The organism is Chitinophaga sp., from assembly GCF_039596135.1.
In the GTDB taxonomy this organism is placed as follows: Bacteria; Bacteroidota; Bacteroidia; order Chitinophagales; family Chitinophagaceae; genus Chitinophaga.
The window spans coordinates 47,840-60,492 of the sequence record NZ_JBCNKH010000027.1 but is presented as its reverse complement, the minus strand read 5'-3'; the positions used below and the strand labels follow the sequence as shown (position 1 = coordinate 60,492).

The following is a 12,653-nucleotide window of genomic DNA, read 5'->3' as shown; positions in this document are numbered from 1 at the left end:
TACATTATGTTTTACCACGTAAAAGACCTTCAGTTCAATGCAAGGGTGTCTAAACCCGACCCTGCATTTGCCACATTATTATTGGAACAGTTTGGCGGTGCCAATGGCGAACTTGCTGCAGCACTCCGTTACTTCGGCCAGGCATTTGGGGCAAGATCCCCATTCCCTGACAAGTATGACCTGCTCATGGATATAGCTACGGAAGAGTTCAGCCATCTTGAAATAGTGGGAGCTACTATCCAGATGTTGTTGCAGGGCATTAATGGCGATCTGAAAAAAGCAGCAGACGAATCAGAAATTATGCAGATGCTGGACGGCAAAAAATCGAAAGAAGAACTGATTCATAAGGCGATGATCGCGCCGCAGTTTTTAGCATCTTCCGGTGGCGGCCCTGCTTATACCAATAGCCAGGGCGTTCCATGGTCTGCCGCATACATCAATGGTGACTGTAACGGCGATCTGACTGTAGATTTGCGTTCTGATATTGCGGCAGAGTCAAGGGCCAAAATAACTTACGAATACCTGTTGCAGTTTACGGATGATCCATATGTAAAGGAAACCCTCAACTTCCTCATGACAAGGGAGGTGGCGCATTTCCAGATGTTTGAAGCAGCATTGGAATCTATTCAGCCAAACTTCCCACCTGGCGTATTGCAATCTGATCCCCGCTATAGTAATCTTTACTTCAACATGAGTAGCGGTGCAGATATCAGGGGGCCATGGAATGAAAGTGAATCTTCACAGCTGGGTGAAACCTGGCAGTATATAGATGATCCGGTAAGCTATGTACTGGAGACTAATGGTCTCACAGATATATCACCAAGGGGCACAGCCAGAACACTGCAGGGCGTGGAAGAAATAGATCATGGCATGAGTGCACAGCGGAGTGAGGAAATTAATATGGCAGTACCTATTGGAGAACAGGTATGGAGCCAGTCAGCAAAAGAAAATGGAAGCAAACGCAGGAGTAAAAAATAACACTGCATTAGCAGTAGTTTGTTATACTGACCCACTTTGTTGCTGGAGCTGGGCATTTGAACCTGTGCTCCGGCAACTGAAAGTGGAATATGGCGATATGTTCACCCTGCGATATTGTATGGGCGGCATGCTGTCAAGCTGGAAAAATTACCATGACCCGGTGCAGGCAGTCTCCCGGCCTTTGCAAATGGGGCCGGTATGGATGCAGGCACGACAAATGACGGGAGCTGCTATCGACGATACGATATGGTTCAAAGATCCACCCGCTTCTTCATATCCTGCATGTGTGGCAGTGAAAACGGCGGCATTGCAGTCTGCAGCTATGGAGGAAAAATATTTGTATTATTTATGGGAAGCTGTAATGGTAAAAGGGAAAAATATAGCAAAGAAAGAGGTGTTGCTTGAGATTGCAGCGGCGCTTGAAGCTGAGTATCCCGAAGCCTTTTGTGCAGACAGGTTTGGCATCCAGCTGGGCTGTAAAGCTACTGTTGATGCGTTCAGAACCGATTTGCAGGAAGTGAGTTACAGACGGATAGCGCGCTTTCCGTCGTTACTGCTGACTTCAGGGTGGTCAGGGCAGGCGCTGCTCCTCACAGGCAATCGCCCTTATGAAGCGATCGCAAAGAGTCTCGACCAGTTTCTCAACAGTTAACCAGGTCGTTTTATGAATGCGACAAAGGACATCCGGAATGGATGTCCTTTATTCTTTGGGAGTATCATTTATTGCCCTGATCACGGGTTTTTCTACCTGCCTGCGAGACAATATAGACGACGATACCGATGATGACTACAGCTAGTGCTATTAATGGTATGAGCATAAAATAAGTTTTATGTATTACTTCAGAAATGGTGCCATCAGGTAAATGGCATGTTTTTGCAGGATTAAGATTAAAAACAATAACGCCATGGCTAAGAAAAAAAAGTGGTCTAAACATGTAACAGAGACCAGTAATGCGATGGATCTTGAAAAAGATGTTTTTACCCTCCAGGATCCAAAAGAAATTGCACAATCACTGAAACGTTCTTCTACAAAGAGTCACCGGCGCAAAACAACCCCTTACAGGTCGGCGATGTCTATGTTGAACTTTTATATCAACAGGGCGGGGAAGAATTTACCTGAGAAGCAGGTAAAAGTGCTGGAAGAGGCGAAAGATAAATTAAGAGAGGTTTTTGGCCGCGAAGCAGAAAAGAAAAAATAGCATCATTTTTGCGCACTTGTATGCATGCAAAAATTAGTACTCCTTCGCCACGGCGAGAGCCGCTGGAACCTGGAAAACAGGTTTACAGGCTGGACAGATGTAGACTTATCCCAAACAGGCATTGAACAGGCCATACATGCAGGAAAATTACTGGCTGATAATGGCTTTCACTTTGACATCGCATTTACCTCTGTGCTCAAAAGAGCGATTAAAACCCTTCATTTAGCCCTTGAGCAAATGGATCAGCTGTACATTCCCGAAGAGAAATCATGGCGCTTAAATGAGCGGTTTTATGGTGCCCTGCAGGGGTTGAATAAGGCTGAGACAGTGCAGCAATATGGCGAGGAGCAGGTACATAAATGGAGAAGGGATCCGCATGAACATCCGCCTGCACTGGAAAAAACCGATGCGCGTTTTCCAGGGAATGATCCCCGGTACAGGGACTTGTTACCCAATGAACTGCCGGTAACGGAGAATCTCAGTGAAACGATGGATCGCGTACTCCCTTATTGGACCAATACCATCATTCCTGCATTGAAACAGAAAAAACAGGTAATTATTTGTGCGCATGGGAATAGCTTGAGGGCACTGGTACAGTACATAGATCACCTGTCTGACGAGGAAGTGACGAATTTAGACATCCCGACTGGGATACCGTGGGTGTATGAGTTGAATGATGATCTGAGCAGGATCAGGCATTATTATCTATATAAATAGCCGTTATTTCGGCTTCTTCTTCTGTTGCTGCTTCTGCAATGTCTCTTCATTGATCTCTTCCGCCGTTTTCGGATTTGTCAAATCCTTCTTTTTCGTATCCAATGGCTGCCCCACGGGATATTTTCCTAACTGCAGCGCATCATGAAACACCTTTTCAATATGCACCCACTTCCCCCCTTTCCACTTAAACCCTTCATAATCCAGGTCCGGTACATACGTCGAAGGCTTTCCTTTCTGATTCGTCTCAGAAATTAGATGATCGTACACAATCATATCCATTTCCGGGTTATAACTCAGGCTGATCGTCGCCTCTTTCTTATATTCTAATATAAACCTGTTTCTCAGCGGCTTGGGCACCGTATCTTCCGCATAACTAAAGAACGGCCCTCCAAATACAGGCTTGCCATCCTTAAAGGTCAACATCTCTATCATCTTCTTCTGGCTGCGCAGATTATTCGCATCCCACCCAAATAAGGTATAATAATCCGTGTTAAAGAACCTGCGCTGCAGAATCTTATAATACAGGCAACCATACCAGTTCTTATTATCCGTAATGGTATCCGTATTCACGATATAATCAGAGGCATCAAAGAGCGGGAACAACTTCAGCTTTCCATCTTCCGTACGCATCTGGATCGCGCCATAATGATGGAAAAAGGTATTCTCTTTCTCCACTCCCCATGTGAAAATGCGGAAAGTACTATCCTGTGGATATTGAATTGAAACTGTTGTAATAGAATCAAAAGGAAAATAGAAAGAATTCGGGGTTTTCAGTGCCTGCACCAGTTTCGGGATGAAACGGTCATTGGCACCCTGCCGGGCATCTTCATCCCTGCCACGTAAGATAAGGTCAGACAAGTATTTCAGGGAGTCCTGCTGCGCATTTAAAGACGCCGCATCAGTCGCACTGATTCTTTGCCCCCGTACAGTAGCAGCCACAAACAGCAGACAGGATAACCCAATTATGCGCACTTTCTTCATAGCCTTATTTACGTTATATGAAACAAATTTATTGTATGATCTTTGAAAATTCCAATAAATTGTCACACTTAAAATCGATCATCGGATCAGGAAATACCTGCTCCGGTTTTGTAGAAGGAATAAATACCGTCTTCATTCCCAATTGCTTACCAAACTTCATATCCCCCATAGTATTGCCCACCATTACAGATTTACTGAACACTATCTCCGGGTAGTCTGATTGCGCCTGCATGGCCATACCTGGCTGCGGCTTACGGCAGGGACTGTCATTGTTGACATCCGGACAGTGATAAATGGCATCTATCCTACCCCCATGGTTACGGATTTCTGCCAGCATATGCGCATGAATGGTTGCCAGCCCTTCTTCGGTGAGTAATCCTTTGCCTATACAACGCTGGTTTGTAGTGATTATAATACGACCAAAACGGGCTCCTAATACAGGCAGCGCCGCCAGCACACCTTCCGAAAACCGGAACATATCCCAGTGCAGCACATACCCATCTTTGATTTCCTCATTCATGACCCCATCCCGGTCCAGGAACAAAGTCCAGCTATTATCAATTGCTATCATGCCAGTTCTTGCTGCGCCCGCTCATAATCAGCCGGTACGCCAATGTCTATAAAATAGGAATCACTCTCAAAGCCGTACACTTTACCGCTTTTTACCTGTGCTTCCAGTACATCTTTTTCAAAGGAGAATTTCTTTGGCAGGTCCAGGCTTTCCAGGTATTCCCTGTTGGCCACGTAGATACCGCCATTGATCAACCCTGCTTCACAATATTGTTTTTCCAGAAAAGCCGTGATTTGCTTATTTTCATCCAGCTGTACACTACCATAGCGATCAAACTGCTGCATTGGCTTTAGTGCCAGGGATAATTTGCTTCCCTTTTCCTGGTGCCAGTTTGAATAATCAAACAGGTCTACGTTGAAAAGAGTATCGCCATTCATGATGAAGAACTCGTCTTCTTCCAGAGCATCCAGTGCATTCATGATCGCGCCACCGGTACCCAGCGGCTCTGCTTCGATCACAAAATCCACCTTCATTGTCCATTCGTTGCTCTCAATGTATTCTATCACCTGTTCTGACAGGTGTCCCAATGATAATACCACATGCGTCATACCCTCTTTGAGCAGGTAGCGCAGCAGGTAATCTATAAAAGGAACATCGCCCACAGGGGCCATGCATTTAGGCTTATCCGCCACCACGCTACGCAACCGGGTACCCAGCCCTCCTGCTAATACAATACATTCTGTAATCATGATCCGAATAGATTGTTTTCTACTATTTCACAAATGATATGGCCAATGGTGATATGCGACTCCTGGATGCGCGGTGTATCGGCAGAAGGTACATTCAGCAGGTAGTCGCTACCATCTTTCATTTTCCCGCCAGACATGCCAGTCATGCTTACCACGATCATTCCTTTGGACTTGGCCACCTTGATGGCTTCCAGGATATTGGCAGAATTGCCAGAAGTAGAAATACCGACGAACACATCGCCTGGCTGACCGATACCACGCAGCATGCGGGCATACACCTCATTGTAACCATAGTCATTGCCTACAGCGGTCAGGAATGATGTATTGCAATGCAGCGCTTCGGCGTACAGCGGTGTCCTGTCTTTATAAAAACGTCCTGAAAACTCGGCGGCCAGGTGTTGCGCATCTGCAGCACTACCGCCATTTCCCGCAAATAATACTTTATGATTTTGCTGAAAGCAACCTGTTATCACACTTGCCACCTGCGCGATAGTTCTTACTAATGTTTCGTCGTTGATAATCGCCTGTTTTACAGCGATGCTTTCCTGAATAGTCTTAATAATTTTGTCTGTCATTGGGTCTGCATTTAAATCGTCCAGGTGTTCACTCCCTGGTGCGTGAAATGATAGCGTTTCACCTGGCCACCAAAGGCATTCAGGGCATCGACTACGGCATAACGCGTATTGCGGGGACAGTAAAATATCATAAAGCCACCGCCACCAGCGCCTGAGATCTTGCCTCCGGAAGCACCGGCACCTTTGGCCGCTTCATAAATTTCATCCAGTTGTGAATTGGAAATACCTTTTGCCATGTTTTTCTTATGCTGAAAACCATAATCAAGGATCTCTCCAATTTTATCGATAGTACCTTTCAGTAAAGCTTCTTTCATCATCACCGCCTGTTCTTTCAGGTGGTGCATGGCTTCAATGCTGGATTCTTTTTTCTCCGTTACATTCTTCTGTTGTTCAGAGATAATGCTGCTGGACAAACGGCTGGTAGAGGTGTAGTACAATACCAGGTTGTTTTCCAGCTCATCCAGGTATTTATCCTTGATGCGCAGGGGGTTTACGATCACCTTATCGCCGTAAAATTCCATGAAGTTCACACCACCAAAAGTGGCTGCATACTGGTCCTGTTTACCACCTGCCTGTTGCAGATCTTCTCTTTCAATACAATAGGCCAGATGCGCCATATCATACTCACCCAGCGGCAGTTTCAGCCATTCTGCAAATGCGCCCAGCACCGCTACCACCAGTGTGGAGGAGGTACCCAGACCGGAACCGGCAGGGGCATCTACAAATGTGGTGAGTTTAAACCCCGAAGGAATACCATAGTCTTTCGCCACACGGTTAATGACACCCTTCAGGATGTCCAGTTTGCCATCGCAGGTAAGTGGGAATACGGCCTCGCATACCAGTTGTTCCTTTCTGTCTGCCGATTCGAAAATGACTTTGTTTTCAGCAATCGGCTCGATGGCCGCCCTGGCGTATAACGAGATAGTGGCATTGAGGATGGCGCCACCAAACATATCAGAATATGGACTTACATCGGTACCACCGCCTGCCAGTCCCAGGCGTAATGGTGCTTTACTACGATAGATCATGTTTTAATAATATGGACCGGCAAGATAAATGATTCCTGTGGCCAAAGGTTTAAAAAACCGTTAAAATATCTTACAAACCTGTCAGGCGCAGAATTTCTTTTGCCAGTCTGTCCCAGGAATATTTTTGCTTTTCAACGTGAACAGCCGCTGTCATATCGGCTTCCCTGTTTTCCAGATAGTATTTTTCTATGGCAGCAGCAATATCTGCAGGATCAGGTTCGCATTGGAAACCCACTACATTGTCAGGCACCATTTCGATCAATCCTCCTACCCTTGTTACAACCATTGGTTTTTCGAAGTGGTAAGCGATTTGTGAAATGCCGCTCTGTGTAGCGCTTTTATAAGGTTGTACTACCAGGTCGGCAGCGCAGAAGTAATTTTTAACAGCATCGTTTGCAATAAAATCGGTGTGCATCAGAATGCGGTCACCCAGTTGTAGTTTAGCGAGTAGCTCATTGTAGGGTGTTGCATCTTCATAGAACTCCCCTGCTACCACCAGGTGTACATCCAGCTTTTTCATCCTTTCGTCGGCCATGGCCTGCATGAGCAGATCGAGACCTTTGTACTGGCGGATAAAGCCGAAGAAGAGAATGTACTTTTTGTTTTCATCCAGGTTTAATATTGCTTTAGCAACTGCCTTTGGAATTGGCGTACCATAGTTGTCATAAATAGGATGAGGTATGAGTGATACCGGTTTTGAAGGTTCAAACACCTTGAGATCATCCAGCACAGACTGGCTCATGGCGATGAAGGCATCTACCGGTTTCAGGAAATATTTAGTAAATGCCACATCGCCGGGGCGTTTTTCATGAGGTACCACATTGTCGAGGATAGAAAGAACTTTGGTATTGCCTCTCTTACCTAAACGCAGCAGGGAACCCAGGGCAGGGCCCATGAGTGGCAACCAGTATTTGGCAATAATCAGGTCTGGCTTCATTTTGCGGATTTGCCGGCCTACTTTCAACCAGTTCAGCGGATTGATGGAATTAATCCGGCGGGTGATGTGCAGGTGTGGTGGCGCCGCTTCGGTAGCATATTGACTTTTGCCAGGGAAAATGAATTTGGGATATTGAAGGGTAAAGGTCCAGATTTCAACATCTGCGTCCTTTTGCAGTTCTTCAGCCAGTCTTTCATTGTAGGCAGCAAGACCGCCACGATAAGGCCAGGCGGGTCCCAGGATAAGTATCTTCTTTCTTCCCATCAGCAATTATTTCGTTCGGTCTAATGTAGTTTCCACGAGGTAGTCGTTTCTTTCAACAGCATTCCTGGTCACCAATTCACCTATGAAACCCGCCAGGAACAACTGAGAACCAATGATCATAGCCAGCAGTGCGAGATAAAAGATCGGGCGATCAGTCATTTTATAGATATCATTGAAGATCTTCTCATAGCCAAGGTAGGCTGCAATCACGAAACCGATCATAAACGATAAGGTACCCAGGGCGCCAAAAAGGTGCATAGGGCGTTTTCCGAACTTCCCGATGAACATAATGGTAGCCAGGTCGAGGAAACCATTGATAAAGCGTTCCAACCCGAACTTGGACACCCCGTATTTACGGGCGCGGTGTTCAACCACCTTTTCCCCGATGTTGCGGAAACCGTTCCATTTCGCAATTACAGGAATGTAACGGTGCATTTCGCCGTATACTTCTATGCTCTTTATCACTTTTTTACGGTAGGATTTCAGACCGCAGTTCATATCGTGCAGTTGAACCCCACTCATCCTGGTAGTGGTCCAGTTGTATAATTTAGAAGGCAGGTTCTTGGTCAGGGCGCTGTCGTAGCGTTTCTTTTTCCAGCCGCTCACGATGTCAAAGCCATCGTTTTTGATCATGCTATACAGCTCAGGTATCTCGTCAGGGCTATCCTGCAGGTCAGCGTCCATGGTGATAACTACGTCGCCTTTGGCCATCTTGAAGCCTTCGTTGAGGGCAGCAGATTTGCCATAGTTGCGCTGGAACTTGATGCCTTTGATATTTGCATTGGACGCGGCCAGGTTTTGGATCACCTCCCAGGAATTGTCAGTGCTACCATCATCTACCATCCACACTTCGTAGGAAAATTGGTTCTCCTTCATGACACGGTCTATCCATGCTGCCAGTTCCGGCAGTGATTCATCTTCGTTTTTTAAGGGAACGATTACGGAAATATCCATCTTAAATTACTATGTGTTAATGGTTACTTTCTGCGTACAATCAGGGAAAGTATGGCAGAAAGGATGAATGATTTAATCAGCTTTTGCAGGTAATTTATAACACTGCCTGCAATTGTCACGCCATATTCACCTGTTTCGGCCTCTTTTAATTCCCTGTTGTAATCGGATTCAGAGTAACCCAGTGCTTTGTAAAGGTTTTTCATATCCTTCACATCGGCGATGTGCGCCTGTTTCATCTGTTCTACCAGCGAAGAATCGACAAAATTAAATAGGACATAGGTAAAAATGACCCCAATCAGCAGGGAGATCACGAAAGTCGTAAAGATAGGCTGCAGGGCGGTCTTAAAATCAATTTTTCCCCCAAAGGCTTTTCGGCGTTCCAGTCCGGCCAGGAGGGCACAAATGGCGGTAACTGCCAGTTCTATACCTCCGAAAAGGAGGCTTTGCAGTTTGATCGGACTGGTCAAATAGAAGATCAGCCCGACGGCTACGCCGGCTCCTCCTGCTATTAAACCCCATTTTACGCCCTGGTTGGGAGAATTTGCATTACTCATACTCAAAAATGACATTTATTAAAGTTGGGCATTGGTGCCGTTGATGATACCTTTTACAGCACCTTTTAACCGGGCGCCAAGATACGCCGAATTTTTGGACCTGCTCGCCAGATGTGCGGGGGTCAGGGTCCATTCTTCTTCCGGATCAAAGATGGTGAGGTTGGCAACGGCGCCTACTGCCAGGCTGTGAGCCGGGAGGTTGAAGATCTTGCGGGGCTGGATGGCCAGCATATCGATCAGTTTTTCCAGCGGCACTTCCGGCAGGTATTGGCGGAGTACGCCAAAGGCGCTTTCCAGGCCAATCATCCCATTCTTAGCATATTCAAATTCAAGTACTTTGGCATCCCAGTCCTGTGGCAGGTGGTGGGTGGCAAAGCAGTCAATCAGTCCATCTTTTACCGCCTGTTGCAGGGCTTTTACATCGTCCCTGCTGCGGAGGGGCGGATTGACTTTGAAGTTGGAGTCGTATGTTTCCAGCTGACTATCAGTGAGTGACAGGTGGTAAGGGGTGACAGAGCAGGTCACTTTTACACCTTTTTCCTTTGCGGCAGCTATGAGCTGGATGGATTTGGCGGTGCTTACCCCGGTAAAGTGAATTTTGGATTGGGTGTAGGCAGCCAGTTCCAGGTCGCGCTGAATAATCAGTTCTTCGGCAATGGCAGGTTTTCCGGGCATTCCCAGCTGAGTGCTGTACACGCCTTCGTGCATGAGGCCGTGAGCAGAGATACTCAGGTCGTCAGGCAGTTGTATGATGGTGCCGTCTACGGCTTTTACATATTGGAGGGCTTTGAGCATGATGCCTGGGCTCTGGATGGGCTTCAGGCCATCGGAGAAGGCGACGGCGCCGGCTTCCCGCATTTCGTACATCTCTGCCAGTGAAGTGCCTTCAATATTTTTGGTCACTGCGCCGATGGGCAATACCTGCACCCCGGTATGGCGGGTACGGCTGATGACGTATTCGATTTGTGGCTTGGTGTGCAGGGCAGGCTGGGTATTGGGTACGATAAGTACAGTGGTATACCCCCCTTTGGCTGCAGCAGCGGCACCACTTTGAAGGTCTTCTTTGTATTCCTGGCCGGGATCAGAAAAGTGTGCGAATACATCGGTCCATCCTGGAGACACGTTCAGGTTTTTGCCTTCCACAATCCGGGCATTGGGCGCGGAGATATTGTTTCCAATCTGGCTGATTACGCCATTTTCGATTAAAATGTCCTGTTGCTGGCCATGGTTGGGAGCACCTGGAGCAATAATTTGTACGTTTTTGAGTAATATATGCATGCTATACTAACTGAATCTAAACCGTTCTGAAATACCGGGGACAAAAGTAATAGAATTTCGGGGTAAGGAGCGCAGGCGGGGATAAAAAAGGCTGTTCGGGGAGGGGCCACCATCAATATGGACCATTTTTGCCGCGCAAAATGGAATTGACGCCAAATTAATTAGGGGGCGGTTATGTGGTATAAAGATTGTTCACCCTTTTTAAAACTATTCCATGGATGAATTAACTAATAATTTCAACTCCGGTTATAGCAGGAGGAATTTCATTGAGCGTAGCTTAAAAATAACTGTCGTTTCCGGTATGGCAGGTGTCGGTTTACTGGCAGGATGCAAGGAAAAAGAAGAGGAAATAAGCCCTCCGGAGGACCTGATGCGTGAACATGGCATTTTGAACCGGGTGTTGCTGGTGTACGATCATTTTCTGACAATGCAAAACATCAATCCCCAATTAATAACAGATGCAGCCAGCATTATCCATACATTCATTGAAGAATATCATGAAAAGCAGGAAGAAGATTTTTTATTCCCACGTTTTGAAAAAGCCCGAAAACTTACAGACCTGGTTCAGGTATTAAGAACACAGCATCAGCAAGGTAGAATAGTTACCAATCAGCTGCTGCAATTGGCAAAACAACCCCGGATACAAACTGAAGAACTAAATGGTTTGCTCACTTCTTTTATTCGCATGTACAGGCCGCATGAAGCCAGGGAGGATACGGTTTTGTTTCCTGCCCTAAGGGATATTATCAGCAAACATGAATTTGATAGCCTGGGTGAAGATTTTGAGAAACGGGAGCACCAGCTTTTTGGAGAGGGGGGATTTGAACAGTTTGTAGATAAAGTGACTGATATAGAAAAACAATTAGGTATTTATGATCTTGCGCAATTCACGCCTAAGGTTTCGGGGCAGTAAATTGGAAAACAGGACCAGTACCTATGGTACGAATAAAATGCAGGAGCTTTTCAACGAGCCGGTTTGAGTATATGCGCTTATGTGATTGCCACCATTGTCGCAGACGAACCCGAAACCGGGAAGTCCTTCTTTTGTTTTTAGCTACCTGCGCCTAATAAACGTGATCTTTATCATAGTTTAAAGAATACCCTGCCTTTTGAACTGGCAATGCCGTAACTTCATTTCAAACACTCCATCATGACACCTTTACTGAAGCGCTATTTAGCAGAAGTAAAATCAGAAAGCAGGCATTGTATCAACCAGCAAAAGGATATAATTACGGAGGCCGATATAGCTCACTTACCGGCGCCTGTGCAGGAATATTTTCATGTATGCAGGTATGTAGGCAGGGAAAAGAAAATGTGCGCTCATATTGAATGGAAAGAAATGTGGATTAAAATGTCACCAAAACAAAAGTGGATAACGTTACAGGGCATGCAGTTTAATGGCGTTACAGCGCCATCAAGGATCGTTTATATGCGGGCAAAGGTTGCTGGCTTTTATGCCCTTGAAGCAAGGGATAAATTCCAGGAAGGCCATGGGAATATGCTGATAAAATTGCTGCGTTATTTTACTATGACTGATGCGAAAGGCCCTGAAATGGATGTATCGGCATTGGTAACTGTATTATCCGAAAGCCTACTGGTACCTGCCTATGCTTTGCAGCCCTATATTAAATGGACCCAGGTCAATGACCGGGCTGCCGCTGCAACCCTGACACATAAGGGCCTTACAGTAAACGGGGTATTTCACTTTAATGACAAAGGGGAAGCCATCCGCTTTGAAACAGACGATCGTTATCAATCAGGAAAACACGGAAGCTTTAAAAAATTGAAATGGTTTGCAACTATTTCGGAATATATTGAAAAAGACGGCAGACTTATCCCTTCCACTGTAAGTGCTGCCTGGCAGGAAGGACCTGAAATTTTTGAGTATTATAAAGGAAAGATTGACAATATTACCTAAGAGCTATTTT

The 12,653-nt window shown here is 46.0% G+C and carries 15 protein-coding genes; 6 read left to right on the top strand and 9 right to left on the bottom strand.

Features of this window, described 5'->3' with window-relative positions; all coding sequences use genetic code 11:
* The first annotated feature begins 6 nt into the window (after nucleotides 1-6).
* From ABDW16_RS16870 to gpmA, 4 genes are all read left to right on the top strand, one after another.
* Nucleotides 7-978, top strand: coding sequence for a manganese catalase family protein (locus ABDW16_RS16870; protein ID WP_343671255.1), 972 nt, complete (start codon nucleotides 7-9; stop codon nucleotides 976-978).
* Complete coding sequence (locus ABDW16_RS16865; RefSeq protein WP_343671254.1) at nucleotides 950-1,630, top strand: DsbA family protein; 681 nt, start codon at nucleotides 950-952, stop codon at nucleotides 1,628-1,630. Before ABDW16_RS16870 ends, ABDW16_RS16865 begins: the two co-directional genes overlap by 29 nt.
* Before the next feature lie 253 nt (nucleotides 1,631-1,883).
* The gene (locus ABDW16_RS16860) at nucleotides 1,884-2,177 is read left to right on the top strand and encodes a DUF3175 domain-containing protein (RefSeq protein WP_343671253.1); all 294 of its coding nucleotides are present in this window, start codon (nucleotides 1,884-1,886) and stop codon (nucleotides 2,175-2,177) included.
* A gap of 24 nt (nucleotides 2,178-2,201) precedes the next feature.
* Complete coding sequence (gene gpmA / locus ABDW16_RS16855; RefSeq protein ID WP_343671251.1) at nucleotides 2,202-2,894, top strand: 2,3-diphosphoglycerate-dependent phosphoglycerate mutase; 693 nt, start codon at nucleotides 2,202-2,204, stop codon at nucleotides 2,892-2,894.
* A 3-nt stretch (nucleotides 2,895-2,897) separates the two neighbouring features.
* Here the strand turns inward: gpmA and ABDW16_RS16850 are convergent, their stop codons facing one another.
* The 9 genes from ABDW16_RS16850 to ABDW16_RS16810 all read right to left on the bottom strand — a co-directional run bounded on the left by ABDW16_RS16850 (nucleotide 2,898) and on the right by ABDW16_RS16810 (nucleotide 10,725).
* Nucleotides 2,898-3,875, bottom strand: a complete 978-nt coding sequence (locus ABDW16_RS16850; protein WP_343671250.1) for a hypothetical protein — start codon at nucleotides 3,873-3,875, stop codon at nucleotides 2,898-2,900.
* Between the two features lie 28 nt (nucleotides 3,876-3,903).
* Complete coding sequence (locus ABDW16_RS16845; protein WP_343671249.1) at nucleotides 3,904-4,446, bottom strand: HAD-IIIA family hydrolase; 543 nt, start codon at nucleotides 4,444-4,446, stop codon at nucleotides 3,904-3,906.
* Nucleotides 4,443-5,135, bottom strand: a complete 693-nt coding sequence (locus ABDW16_RS16840) for a nucleotidyltransferase family protein (protein WP_343671247.1) — start codon at nucleotides 5,133-5,135, stop codon at nucleotides 4,443-4,445. The genes ABDW16_RS16845 and ABDW16_RS16840 overlap by 4 nt, the downstream gene beginning before the upstream one ends.
* Nucleotides 5,132-5,710 carry a D-sedoheptulose 7-phosphate isomerase gene (locus ABDW16_RS16835; protein WP_343671246.1) on the bottom strand — a complete coding sequence of 193 codons (579 nt, stop codon included), beginning with the start codon at nucleotides 5,708-5,710 and terminating at the stop codon, nucleotides 5,132-5,134. Before ABDW16_RS16835 ends, ABDW16_RS16840 begins: the two co-directional genes overlap by 4 nt.
* Nucleotides 5,711-5,721: 11 nt before the next feature.
* Nucleotides 5,722-6,738 carry a dehydrogenase gene (locus ABDW16_RS16830; protein ID WP_343671244.1) on the bottom strand — a complete coding sequence of 339 codons (1,017 nt, stop codon included), beginning with the start codon at nucleotides 6,736-6,738 and terminating at the stop codon, nucleotides 5,722-5,724.
* A 70-nt stretch (nucleotides 6,739-6,808) separates the two neighbouring features.
* A complete protein-coding gene (locus ABDW16_RS16825) occupies nucleotides 6,809-7,939 on the bottom strand; it encodes a glycosyltransferase (protein WP_343671243.1) in 1,131 nt (376 codons plus the stop codon).
* A gap of 6 nt (nucleotides 7,940-7,945) precedes the next feature.
* Nucleotides 7,946-8,893 carry a glycosyltransferase family 2 protein gene (locus tag ABDW16_RS16820; RefSeq protein ID WP_343671241.1) on the bottom strand — a complete coding sequence of 316 codons (948 nt, stop codon included), beginning with the start codon at nucleotides 8,891-8,893 and terminating at the stop codon, nucleotides 7,946-7,948.
* A gap of 23 nt (nucleotides 8,894-8,916) precedes the next feature.
* Entirely contained in the window at nucleotides 8,917-9,447 is a 531-nt protein-coding gene (locus ABDW16_RS16815; protein ID WP_343671240.1) for a DUF4199 domain-containing protein, read from the bottom strand.
* An 18-nt stretch (nucleotides 9,448-9,465) separates the two neighbouring features.
* Nucleotides 9,466-10,725 carry a dihydroorotase gene (locus ABDW16_RS16810; protein ID WP_343671239.1) on the bottom strand — a complete coding sequence of 420 codons (1,260 nt, stop codon included), beginning with the start codon at nucleotides 10,723-10,725 and terminating at the stop codon, nucleotides 9,466-9,468.
* A 214-nt stretch (nucleotides 10,726-10,939) separates the two neighbouring features.
* On the opposite strand from ABDW16_RS16810, the gene ABDW16_RS16805 reads away from it, so the two are divergent.
* Both ABDW16_RS16805 and ABDW16_RS16800 read left to right on the top strand, forming a co-directional pair.
* Nucleotides 10,940-11,638 (top strand): hemerythrin domain-containing protein, encoded by a 699-nt coding sequence (locus ABDW16_RS16805; protein ID WP_343671238.1) that lies wholly within the window; start codon nucleotides 10,940-10,942, stop codon nucleotides 11,636-11,638.
* Nucleotides 11,639-11,875: 237 nt separating this feature from the next.
* Nucleotides 11,876-12,643, top strand: a complete 768-nt coding sequence (locus ABDW16_RS16800; RefSeq protein WP_343671237.1) for a DUF6544 family protein — start codon at nucleotides 11,876-11,878, stop codon at nucleotides 12,641-12,643.
* Nucleotides 12,644-12,653: the final 10 nt, after the last annotated feature.